Origin of the sequence: Shimia sp., assembly GCF_022448905.1 — a bacterium.
GTDB lineage: Bacteria > Pseudomonadota > Alphaproteobacteria > Rhodobacterales > Rhodobacteraceae > Shimia.
Genome location: NZ_JAKVCW010000003.1, coordinates 26,329 through 47,078, shown reverse-complemented (window position 1 = coordinate 47,078; position 20,750 = coordinate 26,329). Strand labels below are relative to the sequence as shown.

Below are 20,750 nucleotides of genomic sequence, written 5' to 3'. Positions count from 1 at the left end.
GTTGGAAACAAAGGCGCCAAAACTTGCAGCATTCCCCTCAATTGAGAAACAGAATACGCGCTTTGGACCATTTCTCCAATGGAGATTTGGCACGAAACTATAGCCGGGCCTGTTGAGCAACGCAGTTGCCCCCGCCAAAATCTGCCTTCAAAGGCCACAGTTCGGTGGGCGCGCCTTCGGCAAGCAGAGCTCGCCCCCCTTGTTTTCAGACGCATCCAACTACCGACATCCCGTCTGTCTCGCTGGCGTGAACTCAACCCAAAATGGAACCTTTACCGCACGGGCTCAAATCAGGCATCGGCGTATCTGCCAAGCGCAACCCGCCGCACAGTCGACACGGCCAGACACATGCTTACTACAAACTGCAAAACCTCCAATCACGTGACTTTCCACTTATCCCTGCATTCGGCTGCATCCGACAGTTCACCCTTGTCCACTAAAACTCACTCCGGCGTCACACAAACGGCTCTGCAATCGCTAAAGACTCCGCACATCCCCAATTGAAAACATGTGATTTCGACGCGCCGATTCTGGCATGGCGCCTCCAAATCCTTACAAAAACACCAGCAAAACAAAGCGCAAAACGCAAATCACGCAAAAATAACGGTGGGTTTGGCAAATTCTGCTCAAGGAAAACAAACGAGGAGGGTCCCATGTCCCGCCCAAGCCCAACAGAGAGCACAACCGCCGCCCAAACCGCCGCCATGGATGCCCGTGAGGCCGCACTTGAGGCTCTGCGCGACATGTATTGCAACCGCGCGGATGTGACCGGCTATGACATCGGCTTCAAGCGGATTGGTGGTCTGGCCACCACCAAAGTCTGCCTGCGGGTGCATGTGGACGCCAAACTGCCCGAAGACGAGCTCGATCCGGCCACACGCATCGTACGCCTTATCAACGGATTTCCGGTGGATGTTGTCGCCAGCACTTACAAGGTGCACCGCGACCAGGGCGACAGTCAAAACACAGGCGCCACCACGCTTCTGTCTGGCAGCCCTTGCCAGCGCCGCGGCGCCAAAGCGGGCACCATTGGCGCCATTGCCATGGACCGCGCCACCGGTAAACCCGGCATCCTGTCCAACTGGCACGTGCTGTCCTCCCCTGAAGGGGCCGACAGTGATCTGGTCTATGGACATAGCACCGCCGCCCTGCCGATTGCGCGGTTGAAAAAATCCATGCTGTCGCGCCACGGCGATGCTGCTTTTGCCCCCCTCTCCGGTGCGACCCCTTGGCATCCCACCTTGAAACAACTCAATCTGCCACTGACCGGCGTGGCGCCGGCTGCGCTTGGCCGCATTCTGTGCAAATACGGCCGCACCACCGGTCTGACCCGCGCGCGGGTTGACGGCATTGGCACCTACAAAGTGGTACACACTCTCCCCAACGGCCGCCGCAAGACGGTGGAGATCGACGGCTTCCGCCTGATCCCGCAAGACCTCGCCGCGCCGCAAGCGGCGCTCAGCCTGCCCGGAGACAGCGGCGCCTGCTGGATCGATCCGGACACCGGCGATGCTGTTGGCCTGCATATGGCAGGCGAAGGGGATGACTGGCCGGAAGGGGACTGCGCGCTGGCCTGCCATATGGACAGGGTGCTGGAGTGTCTCGACCTGAGGCTTGCCACGTTGAGTGACCTGCACAGCACCAAGCAAGCGCCTGAGGCAACCAAGCCCGTCAACGCCCTGCATATGGTGCCCGGCATAAATAGTTCCGCCGCGGCTTTTGCCCCGCGGACCGTGAGCGACACCGACCAGATCTTCAGCGTTCAAGGCAACATCTGGACCGAGTTCCTCAAAACCATGCTGGCCCAACACCCGGAGTTTGTCCAAATCCCGTTCGACATCGAAGACGCGGTTGCCGACTACTTCGGCTACGGAACATCCGGTGAAGCGCTGCACGCCATAGTGCTCGCCTCTCCCGCGTTCCTGCGCGACGGCGCCGTGCCGGATCAGGCCGTACTGACCCGCGAAGTAACCTTTCGGGGTGTCTGCTTCCGCATTGCGGAGGCCTACCGCGCGCGGGGCTATTGCGTGACGGCCTAACCCGTCTGCCAAAGCACACTCCCCGTTGATGGGTCATCCCCCCGTCGACATCCGTTGACGCGCTCACATCCCCATTGGTGCGTCAACGTCCGGGGCGGTTGCGGGATCTGTCCTCCTGCAATCGCCCCACAATATTCATCACATCACGACAAAAGAGCGCACGCAGGCAGGATGGCAGCGCGGCCTGACGTCACGATGGACAATCAAGTTGAGGGGGGGTGGTACCGCCTCTCCGGCTCGAACGGAGGACCCCTGGTTCCACAAACCAGTGCTCTAACCAACTGAGCTAAGGCGGCAACAAGGGCGGTTTACCGTCCCCGTTCGGGGGATGCAAGCACCTAAAATGTAATTTTGTAGGTTTGTTCGATCTGGCTGCTCCCAAAGCTTGTCACGGGCTTCTCCGCCTCAAGCGCAAAGCCGTTTTTTTCATAAAGCGCACAGGCTGCGGCGTGACTCTTGTGGGTCCAGAGCGTCACCCCATCATAGCCCACGCCCCGCGCAAACCCCAAACAGGTGTCCAACAGAGCTGCCCCAAGCCGAATCCCCGCGCCTGCGGCAGCACCAAAAACAGACGCAGTTTGGCCCAACTTGGCTGCGGACTTTCTACACAGAAAATACTGCCCAACCGGTGCCCGTCATGCGCCGCAACCCAGCCGCGCTCGCGCACATCATCATGGTCCAGCAAAAACCGCCGCAGAATGGTCTCAACCAGGGGACCAAAACTGTCGTCAAAGCCCTCGTCCTCCGCATAGAGCGTGGCATGGGCTTCCACCAGCCAATCCAGATCCGCCTCCGCAAAGGGACGCAGCGTGATATCGTCAATCATAGTCGTTCCCTCGTCCGTTCTAGACAGGCTCAAAGCTGCGGTATTCTTGCCTTTGGGCCGCGATCACGATACCCGAATTCCCAAGATATGAGAACGTGCCCCTTGGGGCCACACATCCGCCAGGAGACAGTCATGGGCATCAACACCGAAAGCGACATCGAAGCCAACCTGCAAATCGGTCCCACAGATCAGGGGTTTGTGCGAATTTACATCGAGGGCGGCGGCATCGAAATCCCGATGGATTTTGACCCGGAAGAGGCGGAAGAAATTGCCGAAGAGATCCGCGCCGCTGCCGCCACCGCGCGCCAGATGGCGAAATAAATATTCAGGAGGGGCCAGCCCCTCCGCTGCAGCAACCTGCACCTCCTCCCCGGGATATTTGGGGGCTATGAATGCTCAGGGTCAGGTGAGGATTTCCCCTGGCCCTTTGAGTTCAAACCCGGTGATCTCAAACTCATAATACCCGTTACGGTCGCCTTTTTCAGCGCGCGCAATCAGTTTGCCCTCCGCGTTGCGAAACACCGCGTGTACGGTTTGGATCGCGCGGTAACACCAATCGCCATCCGGATAGTAAAACTTGACCATCATAGGCTGTCCTCCTCATTGGGCATCGGCGACAGCTTGGGATCGCGATAGCGCTGCAAACGCCGCGCCGCGTCGGTGGCGAATTTCTGGATCATCTTTTTGCGCCGCGCCGGGGCCAGCTTGTCCTCCGGCGCCATGCGGATGATCTCCGCATCATAGGCGTCCGCAAAGATCAGCCCCGTGCCTTCGGGCAACAAATCGGTCGGAAACTCCGTGTCCACCGCCCAGAAATAGCGGTCACACCACTCCAGATAGCCCTGCCATTTGTTGTCCGCCTGAAAATCGGCCCGGCTGGATTTGCATTCAATCACCCAAAGCTCGCCTTTAGGACCCAGCGCCATCACATCCACCCGAAGGCCCCGCGCCGGCACAAACTCCTCCATCGAGACATAGCCATGGCTGCGCAGGTGGCGGCTGACCCCGCGGGCGAGCAATTGGCCGGGCTGCAAGGTGATGAGGGACGTGTCTTCCATAGCAGCAGCGTGAACATTTAGGGAACAAAATTCAAGAGGCGATTTGCGCCCCCTGCCCCTTGCGCCCTCCCTGCGCTGCGCCTAGATAGAGGGTCGGCGGGTGCTGCCCTTCTCGTGATACGGTTGCATTCCGGTGGCCTTAAGCAATTCCGAGGGAGCTGGCTCTGTCCTGGTCCTGGCCTGGTTACCTGGCGCCCACCTGTATATACAGGTCCTCGGGAATGAGATAACCACACGGCTGCGTTTGCGGGCCCGCCACTTTACGCCTCACACAAACGTTCAATTGCATGGATCAAAGGTTCCAATTCCGCCGCATAAAATCCGGCGGCGTTGATGCCATTTGTCTCGATGATACGCAGACCAGCCTTTGCCCGGCAGATGTCAATGACATAGGCGGGCGCATAACCACTGTTAAGCTGCGCCATCTCCTGTCCAAATCTAAGGGCGTCCTCTGGTATGTCATGCACATACCCAACCTGCCCCGCCTGCTTGTAGCGCGAGTAGGTGACAACGCGGTCCTCGACCACCCAAAGGCGCCACTCCTCGTCAATGGCTTGCGGTTCCGTCAACATGACCAACGTGTCCGCCCGCAAGGAACCGATCGGTAGCTCCCCTTCAGGCAACGCCGAAACGCGCGCTGACAAGTCCGCAATGTCTTGAGCCGCCATAACGCGGCCTGGAACTTCCTTGCTGTCTTCTACCGGACGCAAGAACCACATCTTGCTGTCCCCCGAAAAGCAGCTTGCGCATTCGCCAAACGACATCACATGGGCATCCGTGCCATTGAGTAAGTATGGATGCCAAACAGACTGTTCTAGAAACGGCGCAATTCGAAACACCCCAGGCTCTAGCTGATCCGTTTCCGCATACTTCCACATGCTGTAGGCCCCAAACAACACCACAGCTTTCGGATCTTTAATCATTGGCTGAGGCGTCAGGTCACCGACAAAAGGGATAATTTTGTGCCAACTGACATCTCGCCCCAAAGACGTGAGCGCATCCCCAAGTTTCCGTGTGTCTTCAAAATCTTGCAGCAACCATTGCATGCCATTCACCTGTATTTCCAACGTGCTCGTACGATAGAAGGACACAACCCAGCGTCAACCGCAGCACACAGTTTCAAACCAAAATGCAGCTATTGCTTGGTTCGTGCACGCAAAGCCCCTACTCACTCCGGCTCCAGCCCACTTGCCTCCAGCATATCGTCCGGCTCCACGTGAATGGTGGTGCGCGCCTCGGGAATTTGCGCCCGAATGCTGTCTTCAATGGCATCACAGATCTCATGCGCGCGATGCACGGTCATCTGCCCGTCGACCACCAGATGAAACTCAATGAACACCACCCGACCAGCGCGCCGTGTTCTCAGGTCATGAATCTGTAAAGCCCCTTGGGATGCCCCTCTCACGGCGGCCTCGATCACCTCTCGTTCCTCAGACGCCACCGATGAATCCATCAGATCGCCCGCGGAGGAGACGACAACCTTCCAACCCTCTCGCAGAATGTTGAGCGCCACCACCGCCGCCAATACCGAGTCCAAGATGTGCCACCCGGTCACAGCAACCAGCAAAAGCCCCACCAAGACGCCTGCGGTGGTCCAAACGTCTGACATCAAGTGACGTCCGTTGGCCTCCAAAGCGGGTGAGCGCCGCTGTTGCCCGGCCCCAATCAAGACCCGCGCCCAAACGAAGTTCATCACCAAAGCAACACCGCTCACCGCCAAACCAACCGCACCGATCTCCGGCTGGGTCGACGCACCAAGCGCCATCACAGCCTCCTGCAGGATCAGCACAGCCGCCACCACAATGAGTGAGCCTTCGGCAATCGCGGAGAAATTCTCAGCCTTGTGATGCCCAAAGGGGTGCCCCTTGTCCGCAGGCCGCTCCGCGATCCAAATCGCCCCCCAGGCCAACACGGCTCCAGCCACATTCACAAACGATTCCATCGCATCGGAATAAAGCGCCACCGATCCGGTGAGACGCCAGGCAAAGATTTTCATGCACAGAACAGCGAGCGCCACAAGAATGCTGCCCGTTGCCAGTGCCTGAGAGGAAAAACTACGTGCCACGAGCCTGAAATTACCTGCATTATTTGGATCTTAAACGTCTCCCGCAGTGTTGCCCGTCTTTGAGGTGTCGCACAACCCGCGAGGCGGCATATGCGACACCCTTCCCCCCAAAACAGCAGATCACTTGACTCAGTACCAAAAGGTATCATATATGTTGAGATACCAAATGGTATCACTTAAGCGAGACAGCTATGCCCGACGCCTTACAACCCGTCTTCCGCGCCCTTGGCGACCCAACCCGTCGCGACATCCTGCGCCTGTTGGGACAGGAGCCCATGACCATCGCCGAGGTGGCCGACAACTTTGCCATGACCCGCGCCGCTGTGAAGAAGCATCTTGTGGTGCTCAGTGACGGCGGGCTGATCACCGTCGCCCCACGCGGTCGGGAAAAGGTCAATTCTCTCAACGCATTGGCGCTCAAACCTGCGTTGGAGTGGATGGGCTGGTTCGACCAATTCTGGGACGACCGTCTCGATGCATTGAAAACCGCAATTGAAAAGGAAACGACAGATGACACTGGACACAACAATGGCTGAACTTTCCCAGGACACCACCATTCGCAAATCGGTCTTTCTCGCCGCCCCCAAAGCCCGCGTTTGGGAGTTTTTGACCAAAGCCAACCTGCTCAACGAATGGTTCCACCCTTCCGAGAAGGACCTTTTAGAGGGCGAAGACTACACCCTGCGCTCCCAAAAAGACGGCGACCGCATGTGTTGGGGCAAAGTGGTCGAAGCCCGCCCGCACGACTACATGAAGTGGGATTTCACCGTTGGCCCGATGAACGGCAGCATGAGCACTGTCGAGTGGGAACTTACGGAGGCCCCCGGCGGCACACGCCTGACGTTGATCCACTCCGGACTGCCCACCAACGTAGACGGATTTGGCCTTGTCATGGCGCTGGACAAAGGCTGGCACGGCTTCCTGTCCAATCTGCACGACATGGAGTGACCCCAAACAAAAAGGCGCCCCGCATTGGGGCGCTTGAAGCTTACACAAAATCGACTGCCGATCAGCGGCGGATCTGACGCTGTTGCGGGGTGCGGCGGTCAATCTTGACCGGCACCGGCTCCGCCAGCATCACCGGCAGCGCGCTGCGCTTGCCACCACCAGGCTGGCTGTCATCTTTCATGCGCATGATCGCGATGCCAAACTGCACCCCGGCAAAGACAATGCCGTTCAGCACCCACATGACAATCACCGCCAGAACACCTTCAGAGCTACTGCTCACCAGATGCCAGAGATTGGCCACGTTGAAATACAGCAGCATCGCCACAAAAGCGGCGGAAATGGCGAACCCGATCGCCACCTGACGGATATAGAGTGAAATCAGCTTTGGCATGGCAGTGCCTCCTCACACACCATTAAACGACAGTCGTTTCAAAACGGCAAGTCACAGCTGCGCGACAGATTGGCCGCACCGCGACCAAAGCACAAAAAACGCGCAACCTTCCGATTGCGCGTCACAGTGACTTAGCAAAGTTAACGGAGAATAAACCGCCTTAAAACGCCTCTGGCTTGGCTTCGCGCGCCATGTGATCCAGCACCGCGTTCACAAACTTGCCCTCTTTGCCGTCCGGGAAGAAGGCATTGGCAATCGCCACATATTCGGTGATCGCCACTTTGGCTGGCACATCGCTTTGCAACAGCTCGGCACCCGCAGCACGGAACAGCGCCCGCAAGGTTGGGTCGATCCGGTCAATTGGCCATTTCGCCACCAAGGCACGGTCGGTCATCTGGTCGATCGGCGCCTGATAGTTCACCGCATCTTCGATGGTCTTGCGGAAGTGATCCACATCGCCTTCGATCATGTCAGTGCCATCATCCACCTCGGCACCAAAGCGGTGATCCAGAAACTCCACCCGCACCTGATCCACGGTCTGGCCGGAGTGCTCCATCTGAAAGAGCGCCTGCACCGCATAAAGGCGGGAAGCGGATTTCATCTTGCGTTTCTGGTTACCGGATAGGGTCATGCCGTCGGATTGTCCTTGAGTTCACCAGCGATCTTGATTTCCTCAGAAGCGGGCATAAAGCCGACTCCCTTGCGCTGAGCGCCCCACTTACGGCTCAACGCCACAAGATGCAAGGCCGCAGCCGCCGCGCCGCCCCCTTTGTTTTGATCTTTGGGATCAGCGCGCACTTCGGCCTGAGGGCGGTTTTCCACGGTCAGGATGCCGTTGCCAATGCACAGGCCTTGTAGGCCCAAGAGCTGGATCGCACGCGAGCTGTCGTTGCACACAGTTTCATAGTGGGTGGTCTCACCGCGAATGACACAGCCCAAGGCCACATAGCCATCAAAGTTGCTCATGCGCTCGGCGATGCCAATCGCCGTCGGGATTTCCAGCGCACCAGGCACTTCAACCACCTCATAGGTGCCGCCCACAGCTTCGATCTCGGCCACGGCACCGGCCAACATATTGTCGGCGATGTCCTTGTAATAAGGCGACATCACAATCGCCAGCTTCACCGGCTTGTCAAATTCCGCACGCGGCATGATGTAGTGTTTTTCAGCGCCAGCCATGACTTATTCCTCCGTCAGGATCGGGCGTGTGCCCACAATGGACAGCCCATAGGCGTCCAGACCAAGATATTTTGTTTGCGGGCTGTCTGTCAGCAGGATCAGCTCGCTGCAGCCTAGATTGGACAGGATCTGCGCCCCCAGACCGGTGCGCTTCACCGTGCGCGGACCTTCGTCCTCTTCGGCATACAGGCTGTGACGCACCTCGCGGAACAGGCAGACAACGCCCCGGCCCTCGTCTGCAATCTTGCGCATCGCCGCAGGTAGCTCGTTCACTGACTTCGGCCCCAAGCCCAATACATCGCTCGCTTCGTGCAGCGCGTGGGTCCGCGCCAAAACCGGCTCCGGCGTGGTGATGTCGCCTTTGATCATCACGACATGCTCAATGCCGTGAATCTGATCGGTGAAAATGCGCATCTCCCAATCGCCGCCATACTCAGACGTCACAGTTTCGCGCGAGGTTTCCACCACCTCATTGTCGTTACGCGAGCGATAGGCAATCAGATCGCTGATCGTGCCGATCTTCATGTCGTGCTTCTTGGCAAATTCCACCAACTCCGGCAGACGCGACATTGTGCCGTCTTCATTCATGATCTCACAGATCACAGCACTTGGGTGACAGCCCGCCAGACGGGAAATGTCCACGGAAGCTTCGGTATGACCGGCCCGCACCAACACGCCGCCACGTTTGGCGCGCAGCGGGAACACGTGACCCGGCGTGGCAATCGCCGCCATGGTGTTCTGCTCGTTGATCGCCGTGGCAATGGTCAGCGCGCGGTCGCCGGCAGAAATCCCGGTGCTCACCCCTTCACGGGCTTCAATCGACACGGTGAAGGCGGTTTCGTGACGGGACGAGTTGTTCACCGCCATCATCGGCAGGCCCAGACGGTCAATGCGCTCGGCTGTCATTGGCAGACAGATCAAGCCACGCCCGTGCGTCGCCATGAAGTTGATTGCATCCGCATCGGCAAACTCGGCTGGAATGATCAGATCGCCTTCGTTTTCGCGATCTTCATGGTCCACTAGGATATACATCTTGCCCGCTTTGGCGTCGGCAATGATCTCTTTAATTGGGCTGATCGCGTCGCGCAGGCTCTGCTCAACGGGTCCGGGCTTTTCAAAGGACATAAGGTCTCTCCGCTTGGTTGCGGCTCAGATAGCCCATGCGGGACGCGATTGCCAGTGCAGCCACGACGCCCCGACGCTCAAAAACGCAACGGCATTGTGCGCGGATGCGCAAACACGCGGGTGTTAGCGCTCCCTTTTCAGGAAGCACGCAGGCTCAGCTGTCGCTGAGCCTGACAAGGGGCGCTGCCCCTTCTTGGCCATGCCAATTCATCCCCGGGATATTTGGGGAAGGAGAAGACTTAGCAGCACCCTGAGGTTGCTGTTCCGCAGCCCCCTGCGGCGGCCACTTGTGGTGGCTCGTCTTTCATCCCGCGCCCAAGGTAGGTCACATCCGCCAGATAGAACTTGGTGAAGGCTTCTTCAAAGTCCTCGGAAACCGCTTTCTGCGCCAGCCCAGTGGCCATGATCGCCGCCTGCCAGGCCTGGGTTTTTGGACGGCCGTCCAGGAAATCATATCCAGTGTGGTCCTTGATGATCTGTGCTCGGTGCAAAAGCACCAGCCAAGCAATATCTACCACCCCAATTTGCTCACCGCCAAAAAACGGTCCGTCGCCAAGCGCTGCTTCGATCTTGTCAAACGCCGTGCCCAGCTTGGCCGATTTCTCCGCCAAGGTCTCTGCATCGCGGCTGCGCATGGTGCCACATTGCACAAGGTAGTTTTTCGCCGCCAGATAGCTCCATGCGCGGTTCAAAGCTTTCTGCTCCAGTGAGACATCCGCCTCTAGAGGCGCATAAGCCTCTTCGATATACTCAATGATGGCCTCACTCTCAAACAGCGCCACACCACTTTCGGTTACCATCACCGGCACTTGCCCGTTGGGTGACATGTCCAGAAACCACTGCGGCTTGTCAGACAGCGAGATGTACGCGACCTGATAGTCCAGCCCTTTGGCCTCCAGAAGCGCAGTCACCCGTTGCACAAACGGGCAGATTTTGAAGCTCACAATCTTGATCATTGTCTGTGTCCTTTTGATCTCTTTGACCTGAAGACGCGCGAGACGGGAAAAAGACGACAGATTTCTCAAACTTTTTCCATCAGCCTTGGTTTTTTTGCGACCCTTCCACATACTGCGTTCAAATTTCATGTATTTTTTGGAGAGCCCCATGTCCTTGCGAACTGTGTCTTTTGCCGCCCTGACCGCCGCCTGTCTGGCCCTGCCGGCCTTTGGCAGTGAAGAAAGCAAGACCTGGGAGGCCAGCCCGGAGGCCACGCAGTTTGTGAAAGACACCATTGTGCTTGGCATGTTGGCCAGCCCCTACGGCACCGGCTGGACCGAATATGAACAACTGCACACCTACTTCCAGCGGGCGCGCGACAACGGTATCACCGGCCATGAAATGACCCTCGCCGCCGCCGACATGTCCTGGGAGACCTTTCTGGAGCAGCACTACCACTTCCGCGCGGCCATGGCGCAGCAGCCGGAAAACTACCTGATCGTGAACGAAACCCGCGACATTGAGGCCGCGCATCTGCAAGGCAAAACCGCGGTGATCTGGAACAGCCAGACCGCCACCATCCTTAACGGTGATCTGAAAAAGATGGCCGCGCTCAAGGACATCGGCGTCAAATCCATGATCCTGGCTTACAACGACATCTTCCGCACCGGCTCGGGTCAACTGGCCGCCCAAAACGGCCGCGACATTGGCCTCACGCCCTGGGGCAAAAAGGTGATCGACGAAATGGTGCGCTTTGGCATCCTGCTCGATCTCAGCCACACCGGTTCCAAAACCGCCAATGACGCCATGGACTATGTGGATGCCACCTACCCCGGCGTGCCTTATGTTTACACCCACTCGGTTCCGGCCGGCCTCTACAAAAACGAGCCCAACGCCACGCCACAAGGCTGCTACCGCACCATTCCCGATGACGAAGCCCTGCGTGCGGCCAAATCCGGCGGCTATATCTCCCCCACATTTACGGAGTGGATGATGGACGGCATCTGGCCGGAAAACATCTCCCCTGCGCAGGCCGCAGACATGATCGACTACTATGTGAAACTCGTGGGCGTGGACCACGTCGGCATCGCCACCGATGACATGTTCTCCACCCAATTGGTGGTCGACTTCGCCACAGCCAACGCCGATATGTACAACGACGGCGGCTATATGATTGACGCCTTTAACAAAGGCGCCACCGGCAACGGCGAACTCGCAAAAATCCTCGCCGCCATCACTGATGATCTCTGGGCACGCGGCTACAGCAACGAAGACCTCGCCAAAATCTACGGCGGCAACAAAATGCGCGTCTTTGCCCAAGTCTGGGAAGGCAAACCGCCGGAGCAATTCCTACAGGAATACCCCGAACGCCTGCGCCTGCGTCAGGAGTTGGAAGGCAAATTCTTCAACCGCTGATCTGGCTCAACACCCGCCACAGCGCTTTTCTCTGGGGGCGTAGTCAAGGATCTCTCCCTGCGCGCCCAGTTCCATCGCGCAGCAAGCGCGATACTGATCCGCCATCTTCTCTCGCGCGGCCTTCACGCGAGATTTGAGCGTGCTGTAGGCCACCCCCATTTCGGCAGCGACCTCTTTTTGACGCCGCCCCTCCAGGTCCACAGCCCGCAGCAACGCGGCATCCTTATCTGGCAAGGCGGAGAGGAATACGCCGACGCAGCCTTCCAAGTCACGCAACGCACTCGCCTCTTCGGCGTGCCCATACCAAAGGTCATCTGCATCGATGGCCTGCGCCTTGCCTCGCGTGCGGTAAAAATCCACCGTCGCATTGCGCGCCACCTGAAACAACCAAGCGCGCAGCGCCGCCGGATCACGAACGTCGGACAAATGTGCATGGGTCTTGATCAGGATCTCCTGCAGCAAATCCTCCACATCCGCCTCGTTGGCCACCCGCTTGCGCAGAAAGCCCCGTAAGGCGCCGCTGTAGTCCTGCCAAATCTGATCCAACTGCATCTCACCTGTCCCGCGTTGCTCCCCCAAGACTGGGACGTTGGATGACAGACTGCAAGGCCCGCCTCTCAATGCACGGCCCAACATTCTCATTCCCAAAATATCCCGGGGGTCTGGGGGCTGGCCCCCAGCCTTCAAAATCTTAATGCCAATCACCGATGCAACAGGCGCAAAAATCGCACCTCCGCAAAACAGCCGCGATACAGATGGAATACCGACGTGTTGCGCACAGCGCGCGTTGGCTTAAGACCCCATCTCCGCCAGCCGCGCCACATAGCGCGCCAGCGTGTCGATCTCGAGGTTGATCTTGTCGCCGACTTTGGCATGACCCCAGGTGGTGACCTCTTTGGTATGCGGAATGATGTTCACGCCAAAGTCGCAGCCATCGACCTCATTCACCGTCAAAGACGTGCCATTCAGCGCCACAGAGCCTTTGGACGCAATGAATTTTGCCAGGCTTTCCGGGGCTTTGAAAGTAAACCGTGTGCTGTCGCCCTCGTCTTTCATCGCGACAATCTCGGCCACGCCGTCCACATGGCCGGACACGATATGGCCACCCAACTCGTCGCCCACCTTCAGCGCACGTTCCAAGTTCACAGGCCGCCCTTCACGCCAATCGCCAAGATTGGTTTTGGACACGGTTTCCGCTGAAATTTCAACATCATACCAGTCATCGCCCAAGGCAATTACGGTGAGACACACCCCATCGCTGGCAATCGACGCGCCCAGCTCAATACCTTTGGTGTCATAGGCGGTCTTGATGCGCGCCTTCAGGTCGCCGCGCTGCTCCAGGGCAACAATTTCGCCAACATCAGTGATAATTCCGGTAAACACGGGCCGCGCTCCATAGCTGTGATCGGCCTAAGACCTACAGCCCGAACCGCCCCAAGACAAGCCGCCCAAGCCGCGGCAAGTCATGACCATATTTTTGCCACGCCGCTGGGCTAACATCCCCTTAAGAGAAGGCGTATAGGTTTGACCGTTATGACAATTCCGTCCGGCGACAACAAAGTGTTCCTGTTCCTGCAAGGCCCCCACGGGCCGTTTTTTGCAGCGCTGGCACGCATGTTGCGCCGCTCTGGCGCCACGGTCTGGCGGGTCGGGTTCAACGCCGGGGACCGCGCCTTCTGGCCGCACCAGAAAAGCTTCATTCCTTATCTGGACACGCCCGAGGCCTGGCCCGAGACTTACAAAAATATCCTGACCGACAAAGGCGTTACCGACATTGTGCTCTATGGTGACGTGCGCCCGATCCATGCGCAGGCGGTGGAGATCTCCAAAGCGTCGGGCATCCGCGTGCATGTCTTTGAGGAAGGCTACCTGCGTCCCTATTGGGTGACCTATGAGCGCGGCGGCTCCAATGGCAACTCGCGCCTGATGAACATGGACATCGCGCAGATGGAGAAAGCGCTGGAAGGCTCCGATATGGAAACCCCGATGCCACCGGGCCATTGGGGCGACATGCGCCACCACGTCTTCTATGGCGCGCTCTACCACTGGTTTGTGATGTTCACCAACCGTAAGTTCCGCAATTTCAAACCGCACCGATCCTTGTCGGTCACACTTGAATTTCAGCTGTATTTGCAACGGCTTCTGCTGATGCCGCTCCACGCCATCGAACGCCGCATCGCCACGCTGCGCATCCGTTACGGCGGCTTCCCGTATCATCTCGCGCTGCTGCAACTCGAACACGACAGCAGCTTTCAGAAGCACTCGCCATTTGACACGATGTCCGACTTCCTGTCGCTGGTGATTGAGAACTTCGCCGACAGCGCGCCGCAGCATCACCATCTGGTGTTCAAAGCCCATCCGCTTGAGGACGGCCGCGTGCCCTTGCGCAAAGAAATCCGCAGGCTGTCCGCGCAGTTCGGCGTGTCCAAACGCGTGCACTACGTGCGCGGCGGCAAGCTTGCCCAACTCCTGAATGACACCCGCACTGCCGTGACCGTGAACTCCACCGCCGCACAACAGGTGCTCTGGCGTGGCATTCCGATCAAGGCCTTTGGCGACGCGGTGTTCAACCAGCCCGAGTTTGTCAGCACGCAGCCTTTGCCGGAATTCTTCGCCGCCGCCATGCGGCCCGACAACCGCGCGTATAAGACTTATCGCCGCTATCTGCTTGAAACCAGTCAGGTTCCAGGCGGCTTTTACTCCGCCCGTGGCCGCCGTCGTTTGATGCGCCAGGTGGTGGACATGATGCTGTCAGACCTCGATCCGTATCAGGCGCTGGCAGCTGGCACAGCGGCACCAAGGCAACAGTTGCGTCTGGTGAAATAGCGACCACAAGGTCTAGCGCTGGATTTTTAGTTAGGATTTCTGTAAGTTGTCTCAAAAAACTGAGGCAGAATAATCAGGTCGAGGAGACCGAGCAGTGAAATCCTTTGCATCCCGATGGGGGAAGTGCGCCGTAGTGTTGACTCTGGCGAGCACCGTTGCCGCATGTAACCTTGTGCCGCGCTCCGGCCCCAACAAAAGCGAAATCTACGCGGGTTCCGTGCAGAAAGAAGGCGATGCCTTTATTGTTGAAGTGAACGACCGGGTGTCACGCGCCACCGCCGTTGTGCCCGCGCTTGGTTTCTCCGACAGCTTCAAAAACGCCGGCCAACTTGGCTCCGATACGATTCGTCCCGGCGACATCTTGGCCCTCACAATCTGGGAAAACGTCGACAAGCCGCTGTTGGGTCCAGAAGGCCAAGTGGCTGCGGTGCTTGAGGAAGTTCAGGTCGACGGCGCAGGCTTTATCTTTGTGCCCTACGCCGGCCGCATCCGCGCAGCAGGCAACACGCCCGAAGGCATCCGCCGCATCATTTCCGCCAAACTCGAAGAGCAGACACCCGATCCACAGGTCGAAGTCCGCCGCGCGGCTGGCGACGGCTCCACTGTCTCGCTAGTGGGCACCGTGGGTGCACAAGGCGTCTACCCTATCGAGCGCCCAACCCGCACGCTCTCCACCATGCTGGCACAAGCTGGCGGCGTGACCATCGTGCCGGAGATCGCCCAGATCACCGTTCTGCGCGGCAGGGAAACCGGCCAGATCTGGTTCCAGGATCTTTATGACAACCCAGAACTCGACATTGCCCTGCGCGGCGGTGACCGCATTCTGGTCGAAGAAGACACCCGCGCCTTCACCGCGCTTGGCGCCACGGGCACCCAGAGTCGCGTGAACTTCTTCACCAAAGACCTCTCCGCGATTGAGGCCATTGCCCAGGTTGGCGGCTTGGTTGCCACCTCCAGTGACCCAACCGGCGTGTTCATCTTCCGCAACGAAGCAGACGTGGTCGCTAACAATGTCTTGGGCCGTAAAGACCTCGATGGCGCACAGCGTATGGTCTACGTACTGAACCTGACCAAGCCAAACGGCATGTTCACCGCCCGTGACTTCATCGTCCGCGACGGCGACACGCTTTACGTGACCGAAGCGCCGATCACCACCTGGAACAAAACCATTTCAGCCATCACCGGCACTTTGACATCGGCCGACACGCTCTTGGAAGTGGGCGGTATTAGCACAGGTGGCTGATCTTGATTAACCCAACAACCGAAGAAGCCGCCGGGAACACCAATCCCCGGCGGCTTTTTGCATTCAACGGCGGTTTCTTTTTCCAGAAACGCCTGCGCCGCATTCTGTCGCTCGCAGGGTATGAGCTGCGTTTCGGCCGCACCACGTCTGAGGACCTGATCGCGATCTGGGGCAACAGCCCCACCGCCCATCGCGGCCACGCCATGGCGGAAAAAACCGGCGCATCGCAGCTTTATGTCGAAGACGCCTTCCTGCGTTCCCTCTTCCCCGGACGCACCGGCAAAGAGCCCCCTATCGGCCTGATGATCGATGGCACCTGTCCGCATTTTGATCCCAACCAACCCTCTGATCTAGAACGCCTTCTCAAGCACGAACCGCTGGACGACTCGGTCCTTTTGAACCGCGCCCGTGGCGCCATTGAACGGCTCAAGGAAAACCACCTCACCAAGTACGCCGCGGTTGATCCGGACCTGCCTGCCCCCGATCCAGGCTATGTGCTGGTGATCGACCAAACCCGCGATGATGCGGCCGTTACCGCCTCTGGAGCCAATGATCTGCGCTTCCAAGAGATGCTGGTCATGGCGCAGGAGGAGAACCCTGGCGCGCGCATCTTGATCAAGACCCACCCAGAAACCCAGAACGGCGCCCGCGCGGGTTACTACAGTGAAAAAGACACCCGCGACAACGTCGCGCTCTACACCGATCCCATCAGCCCCTGGATACTGCTCGACGGCGCCATTGCCGTCTACACGGTCTCCTCACAACTTGGCTTCGAAGCCATTCTCGCCGGTCACAAACCGCGCATTTTTGGCCAACCATTCTACGCCGGCTGGGAGCTTACACAGGACGAGTTCCCGCTCTACCACCGCCAACGTCGCCTGACCCGCGCACAGCTTTTTGCCGCCGCGATGATCCTCTACCCAACATGGTATGATCCTTGCCGCGACAAGCTCTGTGAACTCGAAGACAGCCTTGAACAGCTCGCCGCCCAATCCCGCGCATGGCGCGAAGATCGCCACGGCTGGAACGCTTTCGGCATGCGCCTATGGAAGCGCAAACCGCTGCAAAAGTTCTTTGGCCGGTACAAAGCCCTGACCTTCGACAAGAAGCACTCCTCCCGCCCAGCCATGGTCTGGGCCAGCAAACCCGGCCCGGAACGTGCAACACGGATCGAAGACGGCTTCCTGCGCTCCCGCGGCCTTGGGGCGGAGCTGGTCCCACCTTTGTCCTTGGTCTGTGATGACCTCGGTATCTACTACGATCCCACACAGGAAAGCAGACTGGAGAGGTTGATCACAAAACGCGCCACCTTGCGCCCGGATCAACAGCTGCGTGCCGAGAGGCTTATTAAAGCGTTGAAAAAACATCGCATTACCAAATATAACCTTGGCGGCACCTCCTTCGATCTACCCGATGGTCACCGCATTCTGGTGCCTGGCCAAGTCGAGGACGACGCCTCCATCCTCACCGGCACCACTGGCATCACGACCAACCTCGCCCTGCTGAAAGCCGCCCGCGCCGCCAACCCAACCGCCCGCATTCTTTATAAGCCCCACCCCGATGTCGAAGCTGGCCTGCGCAAAGGGCAAATCTCACGCGAAGATGCGGAAGCACTAGCTGATATGGTGCTAGATCAGGCCGACATGGCCGCGCTTCTTAAAGAGGTCGAAGAGGTCTGGACCATGACCTCGCTTACCGGCTTCGAAGCACTGCTGCACGGCTGCAAAGTCACCACATTGGGCGCGCCATTCTACGCGGGCTGGGGCCTAACAGATGATCGCGGAGACATTCCCGCGCGCCGCACGGCGCAGCCAAGTCTCGAAGGCCTCGTACATGCCGCACTGATCGATTATCCGCGTTATCGCGACCCCGTATCCGGTCTGCCCTGTCCTGTCGAAGTAGCCCTAGAACGATTAGCCACCGGATACATCCCGCACCCCGGTTGGGGCAACCGCCTGTTGTCAAAACTGCAAGGCCGGTTCGCCAGTTATCAATCGCTCTGGCGCTGAGGCTCAACGCGGATGGCGCTGCGCCTCAATGCGGTGCCAGACGCTCATCACGTCCTGACCCATGCGCTGGTGTGACACCAGGTCAAACCGCGGCGCCTCCCCCAATCGCGCCAAGCCCATGGCGCCGATCGCCGGATGGCCTTCGGCCCCGATGACAACACCTGCGGAGAACGTGATTAACTCGTCCACCATGTCCGCCGCCAGCAAAGACGCCGCCAGCGCCCCGCCGCCTTCACAAAACACCCGCGTTAGCCCTTGTTTACCAAGCGCTTCCAGCACGCCTTTCGCAGACAAATGCACGCCCTCAAGCGGGCATGGCAACAACGTCGCCCCGAGGTCTCGCCACGTTTGTTGCAAGGAGGCATCCGCGTCTCTGCCGTGAATAATCCAGACCGGCACGTCTTTGGCCGTCTGCGCCAAGACACTCATCAAAGGCAGATCCAATCGCCGCGACACCACCACGCGCACCGGCTGCGCCACCTCGCCAAAGTCGCGCACAGTCAGCGACGGATCATCCGCCCGCGCTGTGCCGCCACCCACCATCACCGCATCGTGCCGCAGGCGCATGCCGTGCACAGCGCGGCGCGACTCCGGCCCGGTGATCCAGCGGCTTTCGCCTGTAGCCGTCGCAATCCGACCATCCAATGTGGTCGCCAGCTTCAAGGTTAGAAACGGACGCCCAAGATCGGTTTTTAGAAAGAACCCCTGGAGATCCCGTGCCGCTTCATACGCAAGCACGCCGGTGGTCACTTCAATGCCCGCCTCGCGCAACATCGCCAACCCGCGCCCAGACACGCGCGCGTCACTGTCTTCCACAGCCACCACCACACGCGCCACCTGCGCCGCGATCAACGCTTCAGCACAGGGCGGAGTTTGCCCATGATGGGCACAGGGCTCCAGCGTCACATAAGCCGTGGCACCACGAGCGGCCGCACCGGCCTGCGCCAAAGCCACCGGCTCCGCATGTGGCCGACCACCGGGCTGGGTCCAGCCCCGCCCGACAACACGTCCGTCTTTCACAATGACACAACCCACGGCCGGGTTTGGCCAGCAGACACCCTGACCGCGCCGGCCCAAGGAAAGGGCCAACGCCATGTAACGGCGATCAGTCACGTTTACTCCTCAGGAGATGGGTCGGGACGCAGTTCGCTTACAAATTTATCAAAGTCGTCGGCGGCTTGGAAGTTCTTGTAGACGCTGGCGAAGCGCACATAGGCCACGGTATCAATCCGCGCTAGGGCTTCCATGACAATCTCGCCAATGGTCTTGGAGGGGATATCTGTCTCGCCCATGCTCTCCAAACGCCGCACGATGCCGCTGATCATCTGATCGATGCGCTCTGGCTCCACCGGGCGTTTCTGCATGGAAATACGGATCGAGCGCTCCAGCTTGTCACGATCAAAGTCTTCGCGACGGCCGTTGGATTTCACCACCACCAGATCGCGCAGCTGCACACGTTCGTAGGTTGTGAACCGCCCGCCACACGCGGGGCAAAACCGGCGACGACGGATCGAGACATGATCCTCCGCAGGCCGCGAATCTTTCACCTGAGTGTCGATGTTTCCGCAAAACGGACAGCGCATAGACTTCCCCTTGTTTCATCTGCTCTTTGCCTGTGCCGCAATAAGTTACGGCGTGGGTTGGGTATTTTCCCAAGTTATCCACAGGCACTATAGGAGAGCTACAAGCCTTTGGGTAGAGGCAAAAAGCCACCCCAAGATAAGCGCTACTGGGAAAACACATCCGGCTTTCCCCCTGAAGATTTTCCGCCACGGCCCTATATCAACTTCAAAGGCCCAACGGTCTTTCCATTCATGCACCTAAATGCGCTGTCACACGTCTCGTGTGCGGCGCATTCCTGTGTTCAAACAGGTAAATCCCCTGCCAAGTTCCTAACGCCAGCTGTCCGTTTGAGACCGGAATGGAGAGTGAGACCGGCATCATCGCCGCTTTGATATGTGCGGGCATATCATCCGGCCCTTCGTAGGTGTGGGTCAGATAGCTCATTGACGGATCGGTTGTTGGTGGCACAAGGCGGTGAAAGAAGTTCTGCAAATCAGTCTGCACTTCCGGATCCGCATTTTCCTGAATGAGCAAACTGCACGAGGTGTGGCGCACAAACAGCGTGAGCAATCCCGAACGGTCACTTTGCGCCGCCCATCGTGTAATATCACGTGTGAACTCATACAGCCCAGGACCACGCGTGGCGACTTGAAACTCGGTTTGCATTGTGTTGGGCCTGTTAACTGGTGTCGCTGTTCTTCAGAGGCGCGCAACTGTTGCGCGCGCGACCAACGCTGTTGGCTTGCCCAACGCTTGGCCCCCAATTGCCGGCCCGCCCTGTCGCACCTGACACCTGCTCCGGAGGTTTCAAGGAAAACTGAGCCGCATCAGGACTGTTCATTGTGACACCGCGTCCGGCACCACCAACGGTATAGACCAGTGCATTGTCGGGCGCGCCAAGCTGCTGGCTCGCATAAGAACCCGCGCCACACCAGAAATCCGACTTACGCCCATTGGGCCTTGCGATCACTTCAAAGACATCGGCATTGACCGGGTTGACCCGCACACCGTTGCGTGCCGAAAACGCTGCACTTCCCCCAGTTTGACAGCCGATCAAAACCATCACGGAGACCGAAGCAACCAAATTGCCAGCGAACCGTTTCATATGACCTCCACCGGGGCTTAT

The 20,750-nt window shown here is 58.8% G+C and carries 25 protein-coding genes and 1 tRNA gene; 8 read left to right on the top strand and 18 right to left on the bottom strand.

Features of this window, described 5'->3' with window-relative positions:
* The first annotated feature begins 653 nt into the window (after window positions 1-653).
* Entirely contained in the window at window positions 654-2,039 is a 1,386-nt protein-coding gene (locus MK208_RS04180) for a hypothetical protein (protein WP_294114207.1), read from the top strand.
* A gap of 219 nt (window positions 2,040-2,258) precedes the next feature.
* Here MK208_RS04180 and MK208_RS04175 read toward each other — a convergent pair.
* The 3 genes from MK208_RS04175 to MK208_RS04170 form a co-directional block, all read right to left on the bottom strand.
* Window positions 2,259-2,335 (bottom strand) — tRNA-His (locus MK208_RS04175).
* Between the two features lie 42 nt (window positions 2,336-2,377).
* On the bottom strand, window positions 2,378-2,530 hold the full coding sequence (locus MK208_RS21060; protein WP_366010459.1) for a hypothetical protein: 153 nt from the start codon (window positions 2,528-2,530) through the stop codon (window positions 2,378-2,380).
* Entirely contained in the window at window positions 2,512-2,865 is a 354-nt protein-coding gene (locus MK208_RS04170) for a GNAT family N-acetyltransferase (protein WP_366010457.1), read from the bottom strand. The genes MK208_RS21060 and MK208_RS04170 overlap by 19 nt, the downstream gene beginning before the upstream one ends.
* A 132-nt stretch (window positions 2,866-2,997) precedes the next feature.
* Here MK208_RS04170 and MK208_RS04165 point away from each other — a divergent pair, with 132 nt between their 5' ends.
* Window positions 2,998-3,186 carry a DUF6324 family protein gene (locus tag MK208_RS04165; RefSeq protein WP_294114205.1) on the top strand — a complete coding sequence of 63 codons (189 nt, stop codon included), beginning with the start codon at window positions 2,998-3,000 and terminating at the stop codon, window positions 3,184-3,186.
* Between the two features lie 81 nt (window positions 3,187-3,267).
* Here MK208_RS04165 and MK208_RS04160 read toward each other — a convergent pair whose 3' ends face one another.
* The 4 genes from MK208_RS04160 to MK208_RS04145 all read right to left on the bottom strand — a co-directional run bounded on the left by MK208_RS04160 (window position 3,268) and on the right by MK208_RS04145 (window position 5,988).
* On the bottom strand, window positions 3,268-3,453 hold the full coding sequence (locus MK208_RS04160; RefSeq protein WP_294114204.1) for a hypothetical protein: 186 nt from the start codon (window positions 3,451-3,453) through the stop codon (window positions 3,268-3,270).
* Window positions 3,450-3,923 (bottom strand): MmcB family DNA repair protein, encoded by a 474-nt coding sequence (locus tag MK208_RS04155; RefSeq protein ID WP_294114202.1) that lies wholly within the window; start codon window positions 3,921-3,923, stop codon window positions 3,450-3,452. The genes MK208_RS04160 and MK208_RS04155 overlap by 4 nt, the downstream gene beginning before the upstream one ends.
* A gap of 260 nt (window positions 3,924-4,183) precedes the next feature.
* Entirely contained in the window at window positions 4,184-4,846 is a 663-nt protein-coding gene (locus tag MK208_RS04150; RefSeq protein WP_294114201.1) for an ATP-grasp domain-containing protein, read from the bottom strand.
* 245 nt (window positions 4,847-5,091) lie between these two features.
* Complete coding sequence (locus tag MK208_RS04145) at window positions 5,092-5,988, bottom strand: cation diffusion facilitator family transporter (protein ID WP_294114199.1); 897 nt, start codon at window positions 5,986-5,988, stop codon at window positions 5,092-5,094.
* A gap of 191 nt (window positions 5,989-6,179) precedes the next feature.
* On the opposite strand from MK208_RS04145, the gene MK208_RS04140 reads away from it, so the two are divergent.
* Window positions 6,180-6,524, top strand: coding sequence for a metalloregulator ArsR/SmtB family transcription factor (locus MK208_RS04140; protein ID WP_294114198.1), 345 nt, complete (start codon window positions 6,180-6,182; stop codon window positions 6,522-6,524).
* Window positions 6,517-6,936, top strand: a complete 420-nt coding sequence (locus tag MK208_RS04135) for an SRPBCC domain-containing protein (protein ID WP_294114197.1) — start codon at window positions 6,517-6,519, stop codon at window positions 6,934-6,936. Before MK208_RS04140 ends, MK208_RS04135 begins: the two co-directional genes overlap by 8 nt.
* A 61-nt stretch (window positions 6,937-6,997) precedes the next feature.
* On the opposite strand, the gene MK208_RS04130 is transcribed toward MK208_RS04135, so the two are convergent.
* The 5 genes from MK208_RS04130 to MK208_RS04110 all read right to left on the bottom strand — a co-directional run bounded on the left by MK208_RS04130 (window position 6,998) and on the right by MK208_RS04110 (window position 10,587).
* Window positions 6,998-7,327 (bottom strand): hypothetical protein, encoded by a 330-nt coding sequence (locus MK208_RS04130; RefSeq protein ID WP_294114196.1) that lies wholly within the window; start codon window positions 7,325-7,327, stop codon window positions 6,998-7,000.
* 160 nt (window positions 7,328-7,487) lie between these two features.
* Complete coding sequence (gene nusB / locus MK208_RS04125) at window positions 7,488-7,958, bottom strand: transcription antitermination factor NusB (RefSeq protein WP_294114194.1); 471 nt, start codon at window positions 7,956-7,958, stop codon at window positions 7,488-7,490.
* Window positions 7,955-8,506: a 6,7-dimethyl-8-ribityllumazine synthase gene (locus tag MK208_RS04120; protein ID WP_294114192.1), complete on the bottom strand. Its 552-nt coding sequence runs from the start codon at window positions 8,504-8,506 to the stop codon at window positions 7,955-7,957. Before MK208_RS04120 ends, nusB begins: the two co-directional genes overlap by 4 nt.
* Before the next feature lie 3 nt (window positions 8,507-8,509).
* On the bottom strand, window positions 8,510-9,631 hold the full coding sequence (gene ribB / locus MK208_RS04115; protein WP_294114191.1) for a 3,4-dihydroxy-2-butanone-4-phosphate synthase: 1,122 nt from the start codon (window positions 9,629-9,631) through the stop codon (window positions 8,510-8,512).
* A 239-nt stretch (window positions 9,632-9,870) separates the two neighbouring features.
* A complete protein-coding gene (locus MK208_RS04110; RefSeq protein ID WP_294114190.1) occupies window positions 9,871-10,587 on the bottom strand; it encodes a glutathione S-transferase family protein in 717 nt (238 codons plus the stop codon).
* 148 nt (window positions 10,588-10,735) lie between these two features.
* Between MK208_RS04110 and MK208_RS04105 the strand changes: the two genes are divergently transcribed.
* Window positions 10,736-11,983, top strand: a complete 1,248-nt coding sequence (locus MK208_RS04105) for a membrane dipeptidase (RefSeq protein WP_294114188.1) — start codon at window positions 10,736-10,738, stop codon at window positions 11,981-11,983.
* A 6-nt stretch (window positions 11,984-11,989) separates the two neighbouring features.
* On the opposite strand, the gene sigZ is transcribed toward MK208_RS04105, so the two are convergent.
* Window positions 11,990-12,535 carry an RNA polymerase sigma factor SigZ gene (sigZ, locus tag MK208_RS04100; RefSeq protein WP_294114186.1) on the bottom strand — a complete coding sequence of 182 codons (546 nt, stop codon included), beginning with the start codon at window positions 12,533-12,535 and terminating at the stop codon, window positions 11,990-11,992.
* A gap of 240 nt (window positions 12,536-12,775) precedes the next feature.
* Complete coding sequence (locus MK208_RS04095) at window positions 12,776-13,366, bottom strand: riboflavin synthase (RefSeq protein WP_294114184.1); 591 nt, start codon at window positions 13,364-13,366, stop codon at window positions 12,776-12,778.
* A 150-nt stretch (window positions 13,367-13,516) separates the two neighbouring features.
* Here MK208_RS04095 and MK208_RS04090 point away from each other — a divergent pair, with 150 nt between their 5' ends.
* From MK208_RS04090 to MK208_RS04080, 3 genes are all read left to right on the top strand, one after another.
* On the top strand, window positions 13,517-14,809 hold the full coding sequence (locus MK208_RS04090) for a capsular biosynthesis protein (protein WP_294114183.1): 1,293 nt from the start codon (window positions 13,517-13,519) through the stop codon (window positions 14,807-14,809).
* 133 nt (window positions 14,810-14,942) lie between these two features.
* Complete coding sequence (locus MK208_RS04085; RefSeq protein WP_294114182.1) at window positions 14,943-16,052, top strand: polysaccharide biosynthesis/export family protein; 1,110 nt, start codon at window positions 14,943-14,945, stop codon at window positions 16,050-16,052.
* Between the two features lie 5 nt (window positions 16,053-16,057).
* A complete protein-coding gene (locus MK208_RS04080) occupies window positions 16,058-18,061 on the top strand; it encodes a capsular polysaccharide biosynthesis protein (protein WP_294114557.1) in 2,004 nt (667 codons plus the stop codon).
* A 3-nt stretch (window positions 18,062-18,064) separates the two neighbouring features.
* On the opposite strand, the gene ribD is transcribed toward MK208_RS04080, so the two are convergent.
* The 4 genes from ribD to MK208_RS04060 form a co-directional block, all read right to left on the bottom strand.
* Complete coding sequence (ribD, locus tag MK208_RS04075) at window positions 18,065-19,174, bottom strand: bifunctional diaminohydroxyphosphoribosylaminopyrimidine deaminase/5-amino-6-(5-phosphoribosylamino)uracil reductase RibD (RefSeq protein ID WP_366010450.1); 1,110 nt, start codon at window positions 19,172-19,174, stop codon at window positions 18,065-18,067.
* Between the two features lie 2 nt (window positions 19,175-19,176).
* The gene (gene nrdR, locus MK208_RS04070; protein ID WP_294114180.1) at window positions 19,177-19,644 is read right to left on the bottom strand and encodes a transcriptional regulator NrdR; all 468 of its coding nucleotides are present in this window, start codon (window positions 19,642-19,644) and stop codon (window positions 19,177-19,179) included.
* 229 nt (window positions 19,645-19,873) lie between these two features.
* Complete coding sequence (locus MK208_RS04065; protein WP_294114178.1) at window positions 19,874-20,290, bottom strand: secondary thiamine-phosphate synthase enzyme YjbQ; 417 nt, start codon at window positions 20,288-20,290, stop codon at window positions 19,874-19,876.
* A 13-nt stretch (window positions 20,291-20,303) separates the two neighbouring features.
* Complete coding sequence (locus MK208_RS04060; protein WP_294114176.1) at window positions 20,304-20,729, bottom strand: hypothetical protein; 426 nt, start codon at window positions 20,727-20,729, stop codon at window positions 20,304-20,306.
* Window positions 20,730-20,750 lie beyond the last annotated feature (21 nt).

Bases quoted from the DNA above. Each gene is read 5' to 3' on its own strand.
- nrdR (WP_294114180.1), bottom strand. From the start codon at position 19,644: ATGCGCTGTCCGTTTTGCGGAAACATCGACACTCAGGTGAAAGATTCG.
- MK208_RS04060 (WP_294114176.1), bottom strand. From the start codon at position 20,729: ATGAAACGGTTCGCTGGCAATTTGGTTGCTTCGGTCTCCGTGATGGTT.
- MK208_RS04155 (WP_294114202.1), bottom strand. From the start codon at position 3,923: ATGGAAGACACGTCCCTCATCACCTTGCAGCCCGGCCAATTGCTCGCC.
- MK208_RS04170 (WP_366010457.1), bottom strand. From the start codon at position 2,865: ATGATTGACGATATCACGCTGCGTCCCTTTGCGGAGGCGGATCTGGAT.
- MK208_RS04105 (WP_294114188.1), top strand. From the start codon at position 10,736: ATGTCCTTGCGAACTGTGTCTTTTGCCGCCCTGACCGCCGCCTGTCTG.
- MK208_RS04180 (WP_294114207.1), top strand. From the start codon at position 654: ATGTCCCGCCCAAGCCCAACAGAGAGCACAACCGCCGCCCAAACCGCC.
- MK208_RS04130 (WP_294114196.1), bottom strand. From the start codon at position 7,327: ATGCCAAAGCTGATTTCACTCTATATCCGTCAGGTGGCGATCGGGTTC.
- MK208_RS04090 (WP_294114183.1), top strand. From the start codon at position 13,517: ATGACAATTCCGTCCGGCGACAACAAAGTGTTCCTGTTCCTGCAAGGC.
- MK208_RS04160 (WP_294114204.1), bottom strand. From the start codon at position 3,453: ATGATGGTCAAGTTTTACTATCCGGATGGCGATTGGTGTTACCGCGCG.
- MK208_RS04165 (WP_294114205.1), top strand. From the start codon at position 2,998: ATGGGCATCAACACCGAAAGCGACATCGAAGCCAACCTGCAAATCGGT.
- sigZ (WP_294114186.1), bottom strand. From the start codon at position 12,535: ATGCAGTTGGATCAGATTTGGCAGGACTACAGCGGCGCCTTACGGGGC.
- MK208_RS04110 (WP_294114190.1), bottom strand. From the start codon at position 10,587: ATGATCAAGATTGTGAGCTTCAAAATCTGCCCGTTTGTGCAACGGGTG.
- MK208_RS04065 (WP_294114178.1), bottom strand. From the start codon at position 20,290: ATGCAAACCGAGTTTCAAGTCGCCACGCGTGGTCCTGGGCTGTATGAG.
- MK208_RS04140 (WP_294114198.1), top strand. From the start codon at position 6,180: ATGCCCGACGCCTTACAACCCGTCTTCCGCGCCCTTGGCGACCCAACC.
- ribB (WP_294114191.1), bottom strand. From the start codon at position 9,631: ATGTCCTTTGAAAAGCCCGGACCCGTTGAGCAGAGCCTGCGCGACGCG.
- nusB (WP_294114194.1), bottom strand. From the start codon at position 7,958: ATGACCCTATCCGGTAACCAGAAACGCAAGATGAAATCCGCTTCCCGC.
- MK208_RS04135 (WP_294114197.1), top strand. From the start codon at position 6,517: ATGGCTGAACTTTCCCAGGACACCACCATTCGCAAATCGGTCTTTCTC.
- MK208_RS04150 (WP_294114201.1), bottom strand. From the start codon at position 4,846: ATGATTAAAGATCCGAAAGCTGTGGTGTTGTTTGGGGCCTACAGCATG.
- MK208_RS04120 (WP_294114192.1), bottom strand. From the start codon at position 8,506: ATGGCTGGCGCTGAAAAACACTACATCATGCCGCGTGCGGAATTTGAC.